The sequence below is a fragment of the Terrabacter sp. Ter38 genome (assembly GCF_024519435.1).
Taxonomy (GTDB): Bacteria; Actinomycetota; Actinomycetes; order Actinomycetales; family Dermatophilaceae; genus Terrabacter.
This window is the reverse complement of sequence record NZ_JALJRZ010000003.1, coordinates 16,332-34,502: the sequence shown is the minus strand read 5'-3', so window position 1 is coordinate 34,502 and position 18,171 is coordinate 16,332. Positions and strand designations below refer to the sequence as shown.

General features: G+C 72.2%; 20 protein-coding genes. 6 read left to right on the top strand and 14 right to left on the bottom strand.

Annotated features, from left to right (window positions below; all coding sequences use genetic code 11):
- Position 1 precedes the first annotated feature (1 nt).
- Entirely contained in the window at positions 2-232 is a 231-nt protein-coding gene (locus NR112_RS07505) for a hypothetical protein (protein WP_256793373.1), read from the top strand.
- An 18-nt stretch (positions 233-250) separates the two neighbouring features.
- On the opposite strand, the gene NR112_RS07500 is transcribed toward NR112_RS07505, so the two are convergent.
- From NR112_RS07500 to NR112_RS07450, 11 genes are all read right to left on the bottom strand, one after another.
- Entirely contained in the window at positions 251-1,222 is a 972-nt protein-coding gene (locus tag NR112_RS07500; protein WP_256793372.1) for a hypothetical protein, read from the bottom strand.
- 112 nt (positions 1,223-1,334) lie between these two features.
- Positions 1,335-1,826: a DUF3180 domain-containing protein gene (locus NR112_RS07495; protein WP_256793371.1), complete on the bottom strand. Its 492-nt coding sequence runs from the start codon at positions 1,824-1,826 to the stop codon at positions 1,335-1,337.
- Positions 1,823-2,710: a 2-amino-4-hydroxy-6-hydroxymethyldihydropteridine diphosphokinase gene (gene folK / locus NR112_RS07490; protein ID WP_256793370.1), complete on the bottom strand. Its 888-nt coding sequence runs from the start codon at positions 2,708-2,710 to the stop codon at positions 1,823-1,825. The genes NR112_RS07495 and folK overlap by 4 nt, the downstream gene beginning before the upstream one ends.
- Positions 2,707-3,630, bottom strand: coding sequence for a dihydropteroate synthase (gene folP / locus NR112_RS07485; RefSeq protein ID WP_374511835.1), 924 nt, complete (start codon positions 3,628-3,630; stop codon positions 2,707-2,709). The genes folK and folP overlap by 4 nt, the downstream gene beginning before the upstream one ends.
- Positions 3,631-3,667: 37 nt before the next feature.
- Positions 3,668-4,240 (bottom strand): GTP cyclohydrolase I FolE, encoded by a 573-nt coding sequence (folE, locus tag NR112_RS07480; RefSeq protein ID WP_256793368.1) that lies wholly within the window; start codon positions 4,238-4,240, stop codon positions 3,668-3,670.
- Between the two features lie 3 nt (positions 4,241-4,243).
- Positions 4,244-6,346, bottom strand: a complete 2,103-nt coding sequence (gene ftsH, locus NR112_RS07475) for an ATP-dependent zinc metalloprotease FtsH (RefSeq protein WP_256793367.1) — start codon at positions 6,344-6,346, stop codon at positions 4,244-4,246.
- 308 nt (positions 6,347-6,654) lie between these two features.
- Positions 6,655-7,479, bottom strand: coding sequence for a DUF1028 domain-containing protein (locus NR112_RS07470; RefSeq protein WP_256793366.1), 825 nt, complete (start codon positions 7,477-7,479; stop codon positions 6,655-6,657).
- 15 nt (positions 7,480-7,494) lie between these two features.
- Complete coding sequence (hpt, locus tag NR112_RS07465) at positions 7,495-8,046, bottom strand: hypoxanthine phosphoribosyltransferase (protein WP_020145118.1); 552 nt, start codon at positions 8,044-8,046, stop codon at positions 7,495-7,497.
- A gap of 167 nt (positions 8,047-8,213) precedes the next feature.
- Positions 8,214-9,212, bottom strand: coding sequence for a tRNA lysidine(34) synthetase TilS (gene tilS / locus NR112_RS07460; RefSeq protein WP_256793365.1), 999 nt, complete (start codon positions 9,210-9,212; stop codon positions 8,214-8,216).
- Between the two features lie 21 nt (positions 9,213-9,233).
- Positions 9,234-10,340 (bottom strand): zinc-dependent metalloprotease, encoded by a 1,107-nt coding sequence (locus tag NR112_RS07455; RefSeq protein WP_256793364.1) that lies wholly within the window; start codon positions 10,338-10,340, stop codon positions 9,234-9,236.
- Between the two features lie 123 nt (positions 10,341-10,463).
- A complete protein-coding gene (locus tag NR112_RS07450; RefSeq protein WP_256793363.1) occupies positions 10,464-12,059 on the bottom strand; it encodes a D-alanyl-D-alanine carboxypeptidase/D-alanyl-D-alanine-endopeptidase in 1,596 nt (531 codons plus the stop codon).
- A 156-nt stretch (positions 12,060-12,215) separates the two neighbouring features.
- On the opposite strand from NR112_RS07450, the gene NR112_RS07445 reads away from it, so the two are divergent.
- A complete protein-coding gene (locus tag NR112_RS07445; protein WP_256793361.1) occupies positions 12,216-12,734 on the top strand; it encodes an inorganic diphosphatase in 519 nt (172 codons plus the stop codon).
- Positions 12,735-12,962: 228 nt separating this feature from the next.
- On the opposite strand, the gene NR112_RS07440 is transcribed toward NR112_RS07445, so the two are convergent.
- Both NR112_RS07440 and NR112_RS07435 read right to left on the bottom strand, forming a co-directional pair.
- On the bottom strand, positions 12,963-14,462 hold the full coding sequence (locus NR112_RS07440) for an MFS transporter (protein WP_256793360.1): 1,500 nt from the start codon (positions 14,460-14,462) through the stop codon (positions 12,963-12,965).
- Positions 14,463-14,470: 8 nt separating this feature from the next.
- Positions 14,471-14,710 carry a hypothetical protein gene (locus NR112_RS07435; protein WP_256793359.1) on the bottom strand — a complete coding sequence of 80 codons (240 nt, stop codon included), beginning with the start codon at positions 14,708-14,710 and terminating at the stop codon, positions 14,471-14,473.
- Positions 14,711-14,941: 231 nt separating this feature from the next.
- On the opposite strand from NR112_RS07435, the gene NR112_RS07430 reads away from it, so the two are divergent.
- The 4 genes from NR112_RS07430 (at position 14,942) to NR112_RS07415 (ending at position 17,690) form a co-directional block, all read left to right on the top strand.
- Positions 14,942-15,490 carry a TetR/AcrR family transcriptional regulator gene (locus NR112_RS07430; protein WP_256793358.1) on the top strand — a complete coding sequence of 183 codons (549 nt, stop codon included), beginning with the start codon at positions 14,942-14,944 and terminating at the stop codon, positions 15,488-15,490.
- Positions 15,487-15,939, top strand: a complete 453-nt coding sequence (locus NR112_RS07425) for an LLM class flavin-dependent oxidoreductase (RefSeq protein WP_306216949.1) — start codon at positions 15,487-15,489, stop codon at positions 15,937-15,939. Before NR112_RS07430 ends, NR112_RS07425 begins: the two co-directional genes overlap by 4 nt.
- 66 nt (positions 15,940-16,005) lie before the next feature.
- Complete coding sequence (locus tag NR112_RS07420; RefSeq protein ID WP_256793356.1) at positions 16,006-16,467, top strand: MarR family transcriptional regulator; 462 nt, start codon at positions 16,006-16,008, stop codon at positions 16,465-16,467.
- Positions 16,464-17,690: an MFS transporter gene (locus tag NR112_RS07415; RefSeq protein WP_256793355.1), complete on the top strand. Its 1,227-nt coding sequence runs from the start codon at positions 16,464-16,466 to the stop codon at positions 17,688-17,690. The genes NR112_RS07420 and NR112_RS07415 overlap by 4 nt, the downstream gene beginning before the upstream one ends.
- A gap of 95 nt (positions 17,691-17,785) precedes the next feature.
- Here NR112_RS07415 and NR112_RS07410 read toward each other — a convergent pair whose 3' ends face one another.
- Positions 17,786-18,148: a hypothetical protein gene (locus NR112_RS07410; protein WP_256793354.1), complete on the bottom strand. Its 363-nt coding sequence runs from the start codon at positions 18,146-18,148 to the stop codon at positions 17,786-17,788.
- Positions 18,149-18,171: the final 23 nt, after the last annotated feature.

Sequence of the window (18,171 nt, the reverse complement as noted above, 5' to 3'; positions counted from 1 at the left end):
TATGCCGTCCGCCCGGGTCTCGCGCGCCACGGTCCTCCGCGCCGCCGCCGTCACCGTCATCACCGCGACGGTGACGCTCGCGGCAGCCTGCTCCGACGAGGACACGGTCGACACGATCCCGCCGCCGTGGCCCGTCCGGACGACGACACCGGACGGGCCGCCCAAGCCGCCGTCGGTGTCGACCACGACGCCGGCACCCACCTCGACGATCACCGTCGCCGGCACCACCTGAGTCCCGCCTGCCGACCCGTCAGAAGGGCGGCACCCCGAGCACCCGCGGCCTGCCCGACGCGATGTCGATGACCGGCCGCGTGCCGAGCGGCTGCGCCAGGTGCAGCCGCGCGGGGCGCGACGCGTAGTCGAGGGTGCAGGCCGTGTCCTTCGGCGGCGGCGGCGTCGTGCCGCCGACGACCACCATGTCGTCGAGCTCGACGACGTGTGCGACGAGACCCGAGTCGCAGCCTCCCCCGCCGATGCCGACGTCGATGGTCGTGCCCTCGACGCGCCTGAGCGAGTCCGCGCCGTGAAACTCGGGCGGCGCGTCGGGCAGCCCGGGCAGCGGCCCCAGGTGCTGAGGCTGCGCGAACACCCCGTCGGCGACGGCGATCACCGAGAGGGGGTGAGCGAGGCCGTCGACGGTGAGGCGCCAGACCGGCACGGTCGCGTCTCCTCCGCCCGTGCGCACCGCGGCCTCGACCAGTACCGCCTCGGACACGACGAGCCGGCACAGCGCGGCGGGGACGCCGTCACAGTCCCTGGGCGTGCTCAGGGCACCCTCGAGAGCACGGTCCAGGGCCGGGCGGACTCCGACGAGGGCGACCGGTCGAGACGAGCCGTCGGGCATCCGGAGGGTCCCGGAGCCGGCGACGGCCTGGTCGACGGCCGGCGCGAGCGTGACGTGCCCGTAGGTCCACGCGACCTTCTGCTCGCCCGTGTCGAAGCCCTCGACGAGCGCCCAGCTCGACAGGAGCACGGGTTGGGTGGGGACCGGCGGCGGGCCTGCGCGGCGTACGGCGTGGGCGACCACCCTTGCGCGCTCGGCGAACTCGGCCGACGGAGCACGGACGGGCAGCATGCCGGGGTCCGGGCTCGGCAGGGCTGGCACCGGTGCCGAAGTCGTGGCATCGTGTGCCGGCACGCTGGTGGCGACGCGACCGTCCTCGCGACCCGGAGCGTCGGCCGAGCCGCACCCCGTCAGCAGCACGAGCCCCAGGGCGAACATGCCCATCCTCGATATCGCGCGACGAGAACCCCGTGACGTCATACCTGTGATGACAGCACGGGGACGCCGATCGTTGCATCGAAACCCGACATGATCCGGCACGCGTCACGCGTCAGCGGCGGGTGTCCGCCTCGCGCTCGTCCTCGTCCTCGTCGTCTCGCGGCCGGAGGCGGCACCAGTTCTGGACGACCATGCCGGCGACGGCGAGGAGCAGTGCGACGACGGCGTGCAGCACGAACGGCAGGATGCGCCCGCGCTGGGCGTCGACGTCGGCGTCGGGCAGCAGGACGAGGGCGTTGGCGAGGTACCAGCCGACGAGCACCGAGCCCGTGAGCGCCCCGGCCTGTCCGAGCACGAGCGTGCGGGCCGCGCGGAGCGGCGTGACGGCGGGGTTGGGCACGCCGTCGCGGACCTTGCGCACCTGCCGGCCGGCGAGGACGAGGCCACCGGTGAGGAAGAGCATCGCGGCGGCGCCGACCCAGCCGGGCTCGGGCACGGCGCTGCCGCCGGACGTCATCCAGCGCAGCGCGAGCCACGCGACCACGGTCATGGCGAGTCCCGCGAGCACGAGGGTCGTGACGCGGATGCCGGAGTGTGGTCTCACTGCTGCTCCCATCGGGGACCGGGACGCACGCCCGATCGGTCGAGGTCGGCCACCAGGTCGGCCACCGGTCGGATGCCGTGAGCGCCCTCACCCATGCGCAGCGTGGCTCGCGGGTCGGCGTCGAGCCACGGCACGAGCACGAACGCCCGTTCGTGGGCACGGGGGTGTGGCAACGTGAGGCGCTTGTCGTCGCTCGTGACCTCGCGGTGGCCGCCGGGGTGGCCGTACTGGATGAGGTCGAGGTCGAGCGTCCTTGCGCCCCAACGCACCTCGCGCGTGCGACCGTGGTCGGCCTCGATCCGGTGCAGCTCCGCGAGCAGGTCGGTGGGGTGCAGAAGGGAGCGGCCGACGACCACGGCGTTGAGGTACTCCGGCTGCTCGGGCCCACCGACCGGGTCGGTGGCGACGATGTCGGACACGCCCGTGAGGGTCAGCCCCGGCAGCGCGGTGAGGGCCGCCACGGCGTCGGTCAGCGTCTGGCCGCGGTCGCCGAGGTTGGTACCGAGCGCGATGACGACATGGGCGGCGTTGCTGCGTGAGACCTGCACCTGGACGTCGGTGAACGGGTGCCCCACCGGCGCCTCGGGCTTGTGCACGACGACCTCGACGGCATCGACGAGGTCGTAGCGCAGCACGTCGTCTGCGATGACCTCCGCGAGGCGCTCGATGAGGTCGAAGGAGGGGCCCGTGATGCGGGCCACGACGTCGCTCGCCACCGCGGCGTAGTTGACGGTGGCGGCGAGGGCGTCGGTGCGGCCGGCCGGCTCGAGGTCGAGCGTCATGGTGACGTCGACGAGGAAGGTCTGCCCGTCGCGCTTCTCGACGTCCAGCACGCCGTGGGTGCCGCGCGCGGAGACGCCCTCCAGGACGATGCGGTCGGTCATCGGTGGAGGCCCTCCGGGTCTGCAGGGTCGTGGACGTCGGGGTCGTCGGGGGCGTGCTCGAGCGCAGCCTGGACGACGGTCAGCGCGCGCACCGTGGAAGCCACGTCGTGGACGCGGACGCACCAGAGCCCCGCCATGGCGGCCATGACCGACGTGGCCGTCGTCTCGATGTCACGCTCGGCCGCGGGCCGAGGGGCCTCACCCTCGTCGCGGCCCAGCCGTCCGAGGAAGGTCTTGCGCGAGGCACCGAGCAGGATGGGCTGGCCGAGGTCGTGCAGCGCGGGGAGCGCGGCCATGAGGGTCCAGTTGTGGTCGGAGTTCTTGGCGAAGCCGAGGCCCGGGTCGAGGACGAGGTGCTCCTCGTCGATGCCACCGTCGAGGAGGGCGTCGCGCCGCTCCGCCAGCTCGCGCAGGACGTCCTCGACGACGTCGTCGTAGGCGGCTCGCGACTGCATCTCGGTGCTGTGCCCTCGCCAGTGCATCGCGATGTAGGGCAGGCGGTTGGCCGCCACCCACGGGACCATGTCGGGGTCGGCGAGGCCACCCGAGACGTCGTTGACGATGGAGGCACCGGCGTCGACGGCCGCTCGGGCGACCGAGGCGCGCATCGTGTCGACGGAGACCACGGCACCGTCGGCGGCGAGGGCGGTCACGACCGGCACGACCCGGCGCAGCTCCTCCTCGACCGACGGGCGTTCGGCGCCGGGGCGGGTGGACTCGCCACCCACGTCGACGATGTCGGCGCCCGCCGCGAGCACGTCACGACCGTGCGCGATGGCGGCGTCCTGCTCGAACCACTGCCCGCCGTCGGAGAAGGAGTCGGGCGTGACGTTGACGACACCCATGACGATCGTGCGGTCGCGCACGCCGAGCAGGGACGTCGCGTCGAGGTCGGGGCGGCGCACGGTCATGGGCGCCATTGTGTCGCGGCCGGTGGCTCGGGTGTCGGGCCGTCGGTCACTTGTTGCCCTCGAGCATGAGCGCCATGGCCTCTGCTCGAGTGGCCGCGTCGCGCAGCTGGCCGCGCACCGCCGAGGTGATGGTGCTCGCGCCGGGCTTGCGGATGCCGCGCATCGACATGCAGAGGTGCTCCGCCTGGACGACGACGATGACGCCCTGCACGTCGAGGTGCTCGACGAGCGCGTCGGCGATCTGGGTCGTGAGCCGCTCCTGCACCTGCGGGCGCCGGGCGAAGACCTCGACGAGCCGCGCGAGCTTCGACAGCCCGGTGACCCGTCCGTCCTTGCCCGGGATGTAGCCGACGTGCGCCACCCCGTGGAAGGGCACGAGGTGGTGCTCGCACGTGCTGTAGAGCTCGATGTCCCGCACGATGACGAGCTCCTGGTGGTCGATCTCGAACGTCGTGCCGAGCACGTCGGCCGCCGTCATGTCGAGCCCGGCGTAGATCTCGGCGAACGACCGAGCCACGCGGCCCGGGGTGTCGAGCAGGCCCTCGCGTTCGGGGTCCTCACCGATGGCGAGGAGCAGCTCCCGGACGGCCGCCTCGGCGCGCGGCTGGTCGATCGACACCCGTCAGCTCTTCTCGTTGGGGTTGACGGGGCGGTCGTCCGGCACCTCGATGACCTGCTCGACGGGGTGCTCCTCGGCGAGGGGGTGCGCGCCGACGGAGGCGGCCTCGTCGATCTTGTGCTCGATGACGCGGTCGGCCGGCACCGGCGGGGGGAGGTGGCCGTTCTGGCCCGAGCCGTTCTGCGCGGCGATCTCGGCCGGCGTCAGGACCGGCGGACGGTCGCTGAGCTGGCGCGTCTGGGACGAGAGCCACGTCGGCCGGGTCGGCTGCTTGACGACCGGCTTGAAGAGCTCGGCGAGCTCGTGGACGTTGAGCGTCTCCTTCTCGAGCAGCTCGAGGACGAGGTGGTCGAGCAGGTCGCGGTTGGCGTTGATCGCCGCATACGCCTCGTCGTGGGCCGCGTCGATGAGCGAGCGGACCTCCTCGTCGACGATTCGGGCGACCTCCTCGGAGTAGTCGCGCTGGTGCCCCATGTCGCGACCGAGGAAGACCTCGCCGGTGCTCTGGCCGAGCTTGATGGCACCGACCCGCTCGGACATGCCGAACTCGGTGACCATCTTGCGGGCCATGCCGGTCGCCTTCTCGATGTCGTTGCTCGCACCGGTGGTCGGCTCGCGGAAGACGATCTCCTCGGCGACGCGGCCACCGAGGGCGTACGCGAGCTGGTCGAGGATCTCGTTGCGCGTCGTGGAGTACTTGTCGTCGATCGGCATGACCATCGTGTAGCCGAGGGCACGGCCGCGCGGGAGGATCGTCACCTTCGTGACCGGGTCGGTGTGGTTGAGCGACGCGGCGACGAGGGCGTGGCCGCCCTCGTGGTAGGCCGTGATCTTGCGCTCCTTGGCCGACATGATGCGGGTGCGCTTCTGCGGGCCGGCGATGACGCGGTCGATGGCCTCGTCGAGGGCCTCGTTGTCGATGACCGTCTTGTCACTGCGGGCGGTGAGCAGGGCGGCCTCGTTGAGGACGTTGGCGAGGTCGGCGCCGGTGAACCCGGGTGTGCGGCGAGCGACGGCGAGCAGGTCGACGTCGGCCGTGACCGGCTTGCCCTGGGCGTGCACCTCGAGGATGCGGTGGCGGCCGATCATGTCCGGGGCGTCGACGGCGATCTGGCGGTCGAAGCGGCCCGGACGCAGCAGCGCCGGGTCGAGGATGTCGGGGCGGTTGGTCGCGGCGATGAGGATGACGTTGGTCTTGACGTCGAAGCCGTCCATCTCGACGAGCAGCTGGTTGAGCGTCTGCTCGCGCTCGTCGTGGCCGCCGCCCATGCCGGCGCCGCGGTGGCGACCGACGGCGTCGATCTCGTCGACGAAGACGATGGCGGGCGCGTTGGCCTTGGCCTGCTCGAAGAGGTCGCGGACGCGGCTCGCGCCGACACCGACGAACATCTCGACGAAGTCGGAGCCGGAGATCGAGTAGAACGGCACGCCGGCCTCACCCGCGACGGCGCGGGCCAGGAGGGTCTTGCCGGTACCGGGCTGGCCGTAGAGCAGCACGCCCTTGGGGATCTTGGCGCCGACGGCGAGGAACTTCGCCGGCTCCTGGAGGAACTCCTTGATCTCCTGGAGCTCCTCGATGGCCTCGTCGCAGCCGGCGACGTCGGCGAACGTGACCTTCGGGGTGTCCTTGGTGGCGAGCTTGGCGCGCGACTTGCCGAACTGCATGACGCGGTTGCCGCCGCCCTGCATCTGACCCATGAGGAACCAGAAGAGGCCGAGGATGATGATGATCGGCAGGATCGAGAAGAGCAGCGAGCCGAACCAGCTGGGCTCGTCGATCTGGTCGTCGACGCCCTGGGCCGGCGGCTTGGCGTTGAGGGCCTGGACGACGTCGGTGCCGCGGGCGTCGACGTAGTAGGCGTAGACCGACTTCGCGTCCTTCACCGTGCCGTCGGGCGAGGTGTAGGGGGTCTTGAGGGTCAGCTCCATGCGCTCGTTGTTGAGCAGCTTGGCCGACTCGACGTTGCCGTCGGTGATCTGCTTCATGGCAGCCGAGGTGTCGATCCGGGGCGGCCCGGACTCGGAGAACATCATGCCGAAGACGAGCGCGCTGATGAGGACCAAGATCCACAACAGTGGTGTGCGCAGAATCCGCTTAGCGTCCATGTACGTGCGGGGCCTGTGGGGCCCCGGTCCTCCTGCTCGTCCGGTGAGTTAGTCCACCGGCACAACGTCCGGGGGACTACCAGTGTTCCGCATGCGGCGGGCTGGTGACCAACCAGCCCACGCACGGATCGGCGTGCCGACCGGGCGGGCACGCCGATGACGTATGCCGTGTGCCCGGGCTCCCGGCCCGGAACCGGTTGCCGCACGCTCCCCCGCATGGACCGCCAGTGTGGGGCCGCCGCGCCCACCACAGCTCCCGGACACCTCACCACCCGCCAGTTCGGGGACCGCGGCGCCGGGGGTGCGGGTCAGTCGGTCGCGGCGCGGAGGGCCTCGAGGACCCGCCGGTCGATGCCGTCGGGGCTCAGGCGCGCCTCGTAGTTCGCGTTGCCGGCCCAGTCGGCGAGGGCCGTCGCGACGTCGGCGTCGGTGAACCCGGCCCGTGCCAGCCTTCCGCGCACCTCGTCGGCGAGCTCGCCCGCGAGCGGGGCGACGTCCTCGGGCTTGCCGAAGTACATCTCCCAGTCAGACAGCAGGCGTCCGAGCTCGCTCACCGGGTCGACGTGGTCGTCGACGCGCAGGTCGGCGAGCACCCCGCACGCGTCGTAGCCGGAACCCGGCTCGACGGCATACAGGGCTGCGCTCTGGCGTCCACGGGAGTCGCCACCGGCGGCGTCGCCGGCCACGAGCGCGGCGAGCAGTCGCCCGGCGAGCGGCTGGCCTGCCGTCTCGTGCCAGGCGCGCTCCATCTCCTCGACGACCTCGGGACCGGTGAGGATGTTGCCCTGGATGGCGTATGCCGTGTCGCCGTCGTCGCGCGCGACGCCGCCGGCCCAGTCGTTGCACTCCGAACCCGTGAAGGTCGCGGCCGTGCCGAGCCCGACGATGCCGACCTGACGGGTCTCGCGACCCTCGTCGAGCGCGGTCGCGGCCGCCAGCGCCTCGTCCGCGGGCTCGCCGGCAGCGAGGCGCCCGAGGAGCTCGTCGAGGTACGCGACGCGGGCGAAGGACTGCGTCGCGACCGCGCCCACCCCGAGACGGGCGGCCGGGACGACCGCACCGACGGCGAGGAACTTGCTCGCGACCGCGATGCCGTGGGCATCACCCTGGCGGGCGACGATCGAGAAGGTCACCGGAGGCCGCCGAGGTCAGGCGTAGACGTGCGGGGCGAGGGTGCCGACACAACGCAGGTTGCGGTACTTCTCTGCGTAGTCGAGGCCGTAGCCGACGACGAACTCGTTGGGGATGTCGAAGCCGACGTACTTGACCGGGATGTCGACCTTGACGACGTCGGGCTTGCGCAGCAGCGTGCAGATCTCGACCGAGGCCGGCTTGCGCGACTCGAGGTTGGACTTGATCCACGAGAGCGTCAGGCCGGAGTCGATGATGTCCTCGACGATGAGCACGTGGCGACCGCTGATGTCGGTGTCGAGGTCCTTGAGGATGCGCACGACGCCCGAGCTCTTCGTGCCGGAACCGTAGGACGAGACCGCCATCCAGTCCATCGGCGCGGTGCCGGGCAGGGCGCGCATGAGGTCGGCCATGACGACGACGGCACCCTTGAGGACGCCGACGAGGAGGAACTCCTTGCCCTCGTAGTCCCGCCAGATGTCGGCGGCGAGCTCGGAGAGGCGGGTCTGGATCTGCTCCTCGGTGAGCAGGACCTTGGCCAGGTCATCTCCCATGTGCTCGTGGTCCACGAAGGCTCCTCAAGTGCGTTGCGGGGGGTGTTGCGCGGGGTCGTGCGGGGCGGGTCCATTCAACCGCACGCGGCCGGGTGCCGTCGCCGCCGGGGACGCGGGCCGTGCGGCTCAGCCGCGAGCCGCCCGAGCCACTCCTCCAGCCGGGCGTATGCCTCTCGCCCGGCTCAGGCGGGGGCGGTCTGACGCAGCGGGCTGAAGACGATCGCCCCGCCCGTGCGCGCGACGGCGATGCCGCCCGGCACGTGGAGCGGGCCTTGTCCGTGCCAGGACGTGAGGAGCGCGTCGAGCGACTCGACGTGCGCGGCGCTGACGTCGGCGAGCGGTGCGCCGGCCTCGGCCGCGAGGATCCGCCAGACTCGCGTGCGGATCGCCCGTGGCAGGGCCCCGAGCGCGTCGAGGTCGATGCCCTCACCGCCGGGACCGGCGGGCAGGTCGGCTCGGGCGCGGACGGCCAGGCTCTCGAGGTAGTCGGCGTCCTCGCGCAGCAGGTCGGCACTGCGGGCGAGGGCGGCGCCGAAGCCGGGTCCGAGGTCGGACTCCAGGGTCGCGAGCAGCCGGCGGGCGCGGACCCGGCGGAACGAGTCGTCGCTGTTGTGCGGGTCGTCCCACGGCTCGATGCCGTGGGCCGCACAGGCGGCCAGGGTCGTGGCCCGCGGCAGGCCGAGAAGGGGGCGGACGAAGCGGTCGCGCCGCACCGGCATACCGCTCAGCGACCGCGCCCCCGATCCGCGGGACAGGCCGAGCAGCACCTGCTCGGCCTGGTCGTCGCGCGTGTGGCCGATGAGCACCAAGGACGCGCCGACGCGGTCGGCCGCTCGCTCGATGGCGGCGTAGCGGGCCGTCCGGGCGTCGGCCTCGAGGCCGGCGCCGCTCGTGCGCACGTCGGCACGGACGACCTCCACCGGGTCCAGGCCGATCTCGCGGCACAGGGCGGCAGCGGCCTCGGCGACCTGGGCAGACCGGTCCTGGAGGCCGTGGTCGACGACGACCGCACCCGCACGCACACGGGAGCGCGGCGCCTCGAAGGCGAGGGCCGTGGCGAGCGCCACGGAGTCGGGGCCGCCCGAGCACGCGACGAGGACGACACCGCCCTGGGGCACGTCGGCCAGGTGCTCACGCACCGCGAGCCGGGTGGCGGCGACGGCGGGGTCGGGACCGGGCATGTCTGCGGGACCTCGCATCGTTCAGCCGTGGACCCGACGCACCCAGGCGTCCGGATCGACGATCTCGGCGGCCCGGGGCAACGTCTCCGGGGAGGACCACACGACGTTGAAGCCGTCGCGGCCCACCTGGTCGGTGACGGCCCGGACGAAGACGGCGCCGTCGCGGTACTGGCGCATCTTGGCCTCGAGGCCGAGGAGCTTGCGCAGCAGGCGGTCGATGCCGACCGAGCTGCTGCGCCGCTCGTCGAACTTGCGCCGGATCTCGCTGACACTCGGGATGACCTGCGGACCGACGGCGTCCATCACGACGTCGGCGTGGCCCTCGAGCAGCGACATGACGGCGGTGAGCTCGGCGATCTGGGCCTTCTGCTCCGGGGTCGCGAAGAGCTGCCCGATGCCCTCGCCGGAGCTGAACACCTCGGGGAGGTTCTTCGTCAGCTGCTCGAACCGCTTGGAGAGGTCCTCGGGGGTCGGCGCGAGGTCGACGGCGAGCGCCTGGGTGCGCGCCACCATGTGGTCACGCAGCCACGGCACCGCGGTGAACTGCACCCGGTGGGTCTCCTCGTGCATCGCGACCCAGCGGCGGAAGTCGGTCGGGTCGACCTCGAGGCGTCGCTCGGTGGCGACGATGTTGGGGGCGACGAGGAGCAGCCGGGGCGTGCCACCGGGTGCGAGGTCGTACTGCCCGAGCACCTTGCTCGACAGGAAGGCGAGCAGGCCGCCCATCTCGGCACCGGTGACCTTGCCGCCGATCGCCGCCGCGGTTGCGCTCGTCGACGACTTCTTCGTCGCGTTGAGCTTGTCGACGACGGGGTCGAGCATCGACTTGAACGAGTCGACGTTGGCGCTGATCCAGCCCGCACGGTCGACGACGAGGGGCGCCGGCGCGTCAGCGGGCGCGGTCAGTGCGCTCGTCTCGGCGACCGGAGCCACGGCGGACGCAGCGGCAGCACGCAGGTCGGCGACGATCGCCGCGGCCTCGTCACTCGAGACCTGGGGGCCCGGGTTGACGATCGCCCGACCGGTCCGCTTCGCGAACTCGTAGTCGACGGACACGGCCGGTGCACCACCCCTCGAGCCATCGGGACGTCCGGTGTCCACGGGAGTCGGGAGGGTCGTGTCGGTCATGCCAGCCCTTTCGGTGCCGTGACGGTGTCGACGTCGCGCGAGGTGTCTGGAAAGCCCAGCCGGCAACACGGAGAGGTCACGACCACCGTCGCGCACCAGGACCCCGAGCGGCCCACCGGCCCGTCAGCGGCACCCGCACGAGGCGATCGCCGCTACAAAACGGTCCAACGCCGCTCGCGCGTCGTTGGTTCCCACGCCGGCGACCATACCCACGAAGACGAGCAGCCGACCGTCGTCGTCGACGACGCTCCCGGCGAGGGCGTTGGCCCCCGTCAGGGTGCCCGTCTTGGCCCGGGCGCGACCCGCGGCGTCGTGCTGGGCGCCGGTGAAACGGTCCGCCAAGGTGCCGGTCAGGCCACCGATCGGGAGGCCGTCGAGGGCTCGCCGCAGCACGGCGTGCTGGCCGTCGTAGCCGAGCACGAGCACGTCGGACAGGAGCGAGGCGCGGACCCGGTTCTCGCGGGAGAGGCCGCTCGCGTCGGACAGGATCACGCCGGCCGTGTCGAGGCCGAGTGCCGCCACCTGCGAGACCACCCACGCCCCGACCTGGGCGAAGCCGGTGCCGGCGCCGGCGCGATAGGCCGCCTGTCGGGAGAGGATCTCGGTGAGCGCGTTGTCGCTGTCGGTCAGGGCCAGGGCCAGCTGTTCGCGCACCGGGGCGGACTCGACGCTGCCGAGGACCGCTCCCGGGCCGCTCGCGGGCGCGTTCGGCGTCGCGGCCGCGGTCGTCGGCGCCTGCGCGCCGTCGGACGGCGCCCCGTCGGGCGTCGCCCCGTCGGACGGCGTGGCGGACGGTCCACCGTCGGCGGCCGGCGTCGGCATCGGCGACCCGGGGACGCCGGGTGCCTGACCTCGCGCAGCCAGCCTCACGTCGATCCCTCGCCCCTCGAGCTGTCGGGCGAAGGCCGCCCGGACCGAGGCGACGGGGTCGGCCGGCCCGGGCGCCCCACCATGGGCGCGCTGGCTCGACAGCCCGAGCATCGCGACCGCGCCGGTGATGCCCGAGCTGCGGAAGGTCGATGCCCACGTCGGCGCCGTCGTCGGCCCGGCGGCATACGTCTCGTCGACATAGAGGGTGACGCTCATGGTGCCGCTGCGCTCGAGGGCCGTGGCCACCTGCTCGGCCAGGTCACGCAGTCCGGCTCTTCCGGCGACGGCGTCAGGCTCGCCCCTGCCGGGGTTGAGCAGGGAGTCGCCGCCCGCGACGAGGACGATCTCGTCGGGCGTGTCGCCTTCGCGCACGACGGTGCGCAGCGTCTCGTCGGGCGCGAAGGTCTGCCCGATGGCCGCGGCCGAGAGCAGCTTGGTCGTCGAGGCCGGGATGCGCAGCTCGTCGCCGCCCTGGTCGAGCAGCACGTCCCCGGTCTGCCCGTCACGGACGACGAGGGCCGAGTCGCGCAGCGCCGGGAGCGCACGCACCGATGCGAGCGCCTGCTCGATGCCGGCGGCCGACGGGGCGGCGGTGTCGCCGGCGAGCGAGGGCAGCGGCGGCGCGACCGAGGTCGACAGCGTCGGCTGCGGGACCGAGGGCAGCATCCGCGTCGCGACGGTCTCGGTGGGCGGGGCCGGCGGCAGCGGGCGCACCGTCAGCGCACCGGGCGCGGCGTCGGCGACGTCGAGGACGGCATACCCGAGCAGGATCGCGACGACCGACCACACCGCGGCCATGCCGTAGGTCAGGCGGGGACCGCGGCGACCCGGCTGCGTCTCGTGCGCCATCGCGGGTCACCCCCTGTCCGTCGTCCGTCGCTGTTTCGCGCAAGGACCGCCCTTGCTGACACACTGTCGCGGACGATTCTGTCAGCCGCCGACGGGTGCCCCGACACCCGAGCCGCACCCGAGACAGCACCCGAAGACCGTGAAGAAGGGGAAGACGTGGAGTTCGACGTCACCATCGAGATCCCGCGCGGACAGCGCAACAAGTACGAGGTCGACCACGAGACCGGTCGGATCCGCCTCGACCGCTACCTCTTCACCCCGATGGCCTACCCCGCCGACTACGGCTACATCGAGGACTCGCTCGGCGAGGACGGTGACCCCCTGGACGCGCTCGTGCTGCTGCCCGAGCCGGTCTTCCCCGGCGTCGTCGTCGAGGCCCGCCCGATCGGTGTCTTCCACATGACCGACGAGGCCGGCGGTGACGACAAGGTGCTCTGCGTGCCCGTCGACCCGCGCACCGCCGATGTCCAGGACATCTCCGACGTCAGCACGTTCACCCTCGACGAGATCCAGCACTTCTTCGAGCGCTACAAGGACCTCGAGCCGGGCAAGCACGTCGAGGGCTCCGACTGGGGCGACCGCGAGGCCGCCGAGAAGATCATCGGCGAGGCCTTCGACCGCGCCAAGGAGCAGGGCACCTCGACCGCCCGCTGGGCGATGCCGCAGGGGCACTGAGCCTGCCGATCCGCTCGGCGTCGCCCCGGCGTATGCCGTGTGCCCGACCCCCGCAGCCCAGCCGGGCCGCGGGGGTCGTGTCGTCTTCCGCAGCGCCTGCGGTCCGTCAGGCGTGGCTGCTGGCTGGACGGACCTCGGGCTCGATGAGGCAGCAGATGGTCCTGCGTCCGGCGGGGTGATGACCCCACCGGACGCAGGACCACGCGCCGGTTCATGCCGAGGACGGTGTCAGCTCGCCTCGGCGCCGTCTGCTGCGGCGACGGCCACCGTCTCTCGCGTCGGCTCGCGGTTCGGCTCGGTCAGCGCCTGGGGCGGGCGCGGCCGGAGCACGAACGCTGCTACGAGCAGCGCCACGAGGGTGAAAGCCGCCGACGTGAGGAACGCCGGCTCGACGCCCGGAACGAACTGGCCCGGGACCGCCTGCGAGGCGTACACGCTGACGATCGCGGCGAGGCCGACGGCACCACCGAGCTGCTGCGAGGTCTGGAGCAGCCCGGAGACCGTCCCCGCCTGGGCGCGGTCGACCCCGCCGAGCACGACGACCGTGACCGGCATGAAGACGAGAGCCGCCGACACACCGTTGAGCACCAGCGCACCCAGGAGGTGGGCGGCATACGTGCTCGTCGTCGACATGGTGCTCAGCCACACGAAGCTGGCGGTCAGGCCCAGCGTGCCCACGAGGAGCATCGGCCGGGGGCCGACCTTGGCGACGAGGCGGGCGCTGACCCGTGACGTCGCGAAGATCGCGAGGCTGAGCGGGAGGAACGCGGCGCCGGTCGCCACCGGGCTGAAGCCGAGGACGAGCTGGAGGTACTGGGTCACGAGGAAGAACGTCGAGAACTGTGCGCCGACGACGAGCGCCATGAGCACGAGGGCTCCGCCGCGGGTGCGGTTGCGGACGAGGGTGAGCGGCAGCAACGGCGAGCTGACCCGACCCTCGGTGCGCACGAAGAGCGCGATGAGGGTGGCACCGACGACGAACGATCCGATCGTCACGGGCGACGCCCAGCCGCGGTCGGCCGCGCTGATGAAGCCGTGCACGACGGAAACGGACCCGAGGGTGGCGGTGATCGCGCCGACCACGTCGAAGCGGCCACGGATCCTCGGTGTCTCGGTCACGTAGCGGCGCGCGAGGACGAGCACCACAGCCCCGATCGGGACGTTGACGAAGAGCGTCCAGTGCCAGCTGACGTAGTCGGTGAGGATCCCACCGAGGAGCAGACCGATGGACGCGCCGGCGGACGACACGGCCGTGAAGAGCGCGAGACCGCGGTTGCGGGCCGCCTCGTTCGGCGCGCTCGTCGTGACGAGGGCGAGGACGCTCGGTGCGGCGAACGCGGCGCCGACGCCCTGCAGGGTGCGCGCGGCGATGAGCCAGGCCGGGGAGGTGGCGAGGCCGCCGAGCAGGCTCGCGACGGTGAAGATCGCCAGGCCGATCTCGAACATGCGCAGTCGCCCGAAGACGTCGCCGAGGCGCCCGCCCAGGAGCAGCAGCCCGCCGAAGGCGAGGGTGTACGCGTTGAGCACCCAGGAGAGGCCCGCGGGCGTGAACCCGAGGTCGGTCTGGATGTGGGGCAACGCGACGTTCACGACGGTCGCGTCGAGCACGAGCATGAGCTGGGCGACGAGGACGACGCCGAGGCCGATGGCGCCGCGTCGGGCGGCCCGCTCCCCCGTGGAGCGCTCGGGTTGTCGGGTGACGGGTGATGCGGTGGTGCTGGTCGACATCTCTGACCTCAGGATTCGTGGTGCACGGACGGGCGGTGCGAGCTCTCGTCGGCGAGGTCGCGGGCCATGGGCGTGAAGGAGGTGGCGGGAGTGCGGCGGCGGCGCTCACCGTCGCTGGCACCCTGGGTGCCGTGGGTGCCCTCGACTCCGTGGATGCCGCGGGGCACGAGCGGGGCACGGTGGGTCGTGGCGAGGTGCGACAGGTGGACGCGTCGGGCCTGTCGGGTGGGCTGGATCGTGGTGGTCATGGGTGCCGGACTCCTCTGTGACGACGATCGGCGCTACGATTAGCGGAGAACCACTCCGGTTCTGCCTGACCCACAATACGGAGACTGTCTCCGTTTTAGCAAGGGAGATGTCTCGTGAGGCCTGCCGAAGCTGGCAGTGCGACGCTCGAGTCGTCGCCGGGATCTGTTGCCGCCCAAAGGGATTCGGCAGACGGACCGGCTCCGGAGAGCCCCGAGAATTCGCCTCGCCCGATGCGTGCCGACGCCCGACGCAACTACGACAAGATCCTCGCGAACGCCCGCATCGTCTTCACCGAGCGCGGCACCGACTCCTCCCTGGACGAGATCGCGAAGCGGGCGGGGGTGGGCGCCGGCACGCTCTACCGCCACTTCCCCACCCGTGAGGCCCTCGTCGACGCCCTCATGCAGGACTGGACCGACCGAGTGTCTGCGGACGCCGACGCCGCCATCGGCACGGGTCTGCCCGCGCGGGAGATGCTGCTCGGCTGGTTCGAGCACTTCATCGACCACATCACCCTGCACCGCGGCGCGGCCAGCAAGATCTGCGCCGCCATGGACGACCCCGCGTCCCCGATGTACCGCAAGTGCCGCGTCATGGGCGATGCCAACCGGCGCGTCATCGACCACCTCGACGCCGAGGGCGAGCTGCGCCCGGGCGTCGACGCCGCCAACGTCATGCGCCTCGTCAGCGGTGTCGCGAGCGTGGCCGACACGAGCCACGCCGACCTCGACGTCCGGCCCATGCTCGAGGTCGTCGTCGACGGGATTGTTCGCGCCTGACCCGTGGTTGCCATCATGGAACCCACGACCCCGTCATCGACTCCCCCGCTCTGGCGAAGCCGGTGCAGGCCGGTGGCGTGCCGATCATCATCGTTGGTGGCGGCAAGCGGCGCACGCCGGCTCTCGCCGTGAGGTATGCCGCCCAGTTCAACGCGCCGTTCGTGTCGGCCACCGAGGCGAGCCGGCTCTTCGAGCGCGTTCGCGAGGTGGCACGCGAGGCCGGACGGGAGCCCGCCTCGCTGCGGTGCTCGGCAGCCCAGGTCGTCTGCATGGGCCGCGACGACGCGACCCTGCGGCGCCGAGCGGATCTACCTCCAGGTCCTCGACCTGTCCGACCTCGACCACCTGTCCGACCTCGACCACCTGGCCGACGTCGCCGACGGTGTGCTGCGCCAGCTCACCTGACCGCACCCCTCCGCTGGAGTGGGCACCCAGCCCCGCCCGAGTGAGCGCCCGGCCCCTCGCCGGCGACACTGGACTTGAGATGCATAGGTTATCTATGTAAATTGAGGCGAGTGACCGAACCGACCACCTTGGGCAACGACCTGCTGCGCTCGGCCGCGCGACTCTCGCGCTGGGCCAGCCGGCACGCGTCCTTCGACGTGCCCTTCGCGCAGGCCCGCCTGCTCGCCCTCCTCGACGAGCTCGGACCCTCCCGCGTCAGTGCCCTCGCGGCCGCCGATCACAGCAGCCAGCCGACGATCACCACCCAGCTACAGCGCCTCGAGGCGTCGGGGTGGGTGCACCGCGCGTCCGACCCCGACGATGCCCGCGCCACGGTGATCTCCCTCAGCGACGAGGGCCGTGCCGCGCTCGAGACCGTGCGCCGGGCCCGACTGGCCGTCCTGTCCCCCGCCCTCGACCAGCTCGACGGACCGGCCCTCGACCGGGTCCGCGTCGCCATCGACGTCATGAACGAGCTGCTCGCCGCCGCGGCGGACGCCCCTGTCCCGCACCCCACCCGAAAGGACGGATGACCACCACCATGTGGCGCCAACCCAAGACCGTCTGGTCGATCGCCTTCGCCTGCGTGATCTCCTTCATGGGCATCGGCCTCGTCGACCCCATCCTCAAGCCGATCGCCGACGAGCTCGGCGCGGGCCCGTCGCAGGTCTCGCTCCTGTTCACCAGCTATCTCGCCGTCATGGGCATCGCGATGCTCGGCACCGGCTGGGTCAGCAGCCGCGTCGGCGCCAAGCGCACCCTGCTGATCGGCCTCGCGCTCATCATCGTCGGTGCGGCCTTCGCCGGCAGCCAGGACACCGTCGGCGGCATCGTCGCCTTCCGCGCCCTCTGGGGACTCGGCAACGCGCTCTTCATCGCGACCGCCCTGGCGACGATCGTCGGCGCGGCGTCCGGCTCGGTGAAGCAGGCGATCATCCTCTACGAGGCCGCTCTCGGTGTCGGCATCGCGACCGGCCCGCTGCTCGGCGGCTGGCTCGGCGGCATCTCGTGGCGCTGGCCGTTCTACGGCGTCGCCGTGCTCATGGCCGTCGCGTTCATCGCGACCCTGACGACGCTGCCCAAGACCCCGCCGGCCGAGAACCCGACCTCGATCACGGCGCCCCTGCGGGCCCTCGGCCACCGTGGCCTCCTCACGGTCGGCATCACGGCGCTGCTCTACAACTTCGGCTTCTTCACGCTGCTCGCCTTCACGCCCTTCCCGCTCGCCATGGGCGCGCACGAGATCGGCTTCATCTTCTTCGGTTGGGGGGTTCTCCTGGCGATCACGTCGGTCTTCGTCGCCCCGATGATCCAGCGCCGCTTCGGCACGCTGGCCGGCATCGTCGGCGCGCTGCTCGGTTTCGCGATCATCCTCGCCGCCATGGCGGTCTGGACCGACAACAAGACCCTGCTCGTCGTCGGCGTCATCGTCGCCGGCGCCTTCCTCGGTGTGAACAACACGCTCATCACCGAGACGGTCATGAAGATCTCCCCCGCCCCGCGCGCCGTCGCGTCGGCGGCGTACTCCTTCGTCCGCTTCAGCGGCGGTGCGGTCGCCCCCTGGCTCGCCGGCAACCTCGGCGAGAAGTCGATCCACCTGCCGTTCTGGGTGGGTTCGGGCGCGGTCGTGCTCGCGGTCCTCGTGCTCCTCACCGCTCGCCGGATCATCAGCGCGCTCGACGAGGCGCCCGGGCACGGCGCCGAGGAGGTCACGTCCCGCACCGAGGCCGAGGCCCTCACCGTCGGCGACGCCTGACGGCCACCCGACTCCCTCCCCGAACGCGGCGTTCGGTGTCGAACTCACTGGTAGAACGCTGAGCTCGACACCGAACGCCGCGTTCGCGCCTCAGGTCAGCGGAGGAGGTCGTCGAGGCCGGTGGTGCCGCGCCGGCGGCGGCCACCGCGGATGTCGTAGGACTCGAGGAGCAGCTCGGCCAGCTCACGACGATCGAGACGGTCGAGCCGCGCCCACATCGTGACGCGGTAGCGGAACGTGTCGATGTGTACGAACGTGTCGCGCCGGTCGGCGAGCGCCTGCTCCGTGTCCATCTCGCCGGTCCACACCTGGATGAGCTCGCGCCCGTCGTCGTCCCAGCGCAGACGAGCAAACGTATGCCGTCCGGCGTGCCAGGCGGGAGAGCCCTCGTGTGCGACCCCGAGCACCGCGCCGGGCAGGCGGCCGGCCACCTCGTCCACGTCCGCCCACGTCGCCATCGCTCCTCCTCCCGAGCAGGCTA

Excerpts from the sequence above, each read along its gene's own strand:
- NR112_RS07455 (WP_256793364.1), bottom strand. The coding sequence starts at position 10,340 with ATGACCGACACGACCCTCCCGACTCCCGTGGACACCGGACGTCCCGAT.
- NR112_RS07505 (WP_256793373.1), top strand. The coding sequence starts at position 2 with ATGCCGTCCGCCCGGGTCTCGCGCGCCACGGTCCTCCGCGCCGCCGCC.
- NR112_RS07440 (WP_256793360.1), bottom strand. The coding sequence starts at position 14,462 with ATGTCGACCAGCACCACCGCATCACCCGTCACCCGACAACCCGAGCGC.
- folP (WP_374511835.1), bottom strand. The coding sequence starts at position 3,630 with ATGGCGCCCATGACCGTGCGCCGCCCCGACCTCGACGCGACGTCCCTG.
- ftsH (WP_256793367.1), bottom strand. The coding sequence starts at position 6,346 with ATGGACGCTAAGCGGATTCTGCGCACACCACTGTTGTGGATCTTGGTC.
- tilS (WP_256793365.1), bottom strand. The coding sequence starts at position 9,212 with ATGCCCGGTCCCGACCCCGCCGTCGCCGCCACCCGGCTCGCGGTGCGT.
- NR112_RS07500 (WP_256793372.1), bottom strand. The coding sequence starts at position 1,222 with ATGTTCGCCCTGGGGCTCGTGCTGCTGACGGGGTGCGGCTCGGCCGAC.
- NR112_RS07450 (WP_256793363.1), bottom strand. The coding sequence starts at position 12,059 with ATGGCGCACGAGACGCAGCCGGGTCGCCGCGGTCCCCGCCTGACCTAC.
- folK (WP_256793370.1), bottom strand. The coding sequence starts at position 2,710 with ATGACCGACCGCATCGTCCTGGAGGGCGTCTCCGCGCGCGGCACCCAC.
- NR112_RS07435 (WP_256793359.1), bottom strand. The coding sequence starts at position 14,710 with ATGACCACCACGATCCAGCCCACCCGACAGGCCCGACGCGTCCACCTG.
- NR112_RS07430 (WP_256793358.1), top strand. The coding sequence starts at position 14,942 with ATGCGTGCCGACGCCCGACGCAACTACGACAAGATCCTCGCGAACGCC.
- NR112_RS07410 (WP_256793354.1), bottom strand. The coding sequence starts at position 18,148 with ATGGCGACGTGGGCGGACGTGGACGAGGTGGCCGGCCGCCTGCCCGGC.
- NR112_RS07415 (WP_256793355.1), top strand. The coding sequence starts at position 16,464 with ATGACCACCACCATGTGGCGCCAACCCAAGACCGTCTGGTCGATCGCC.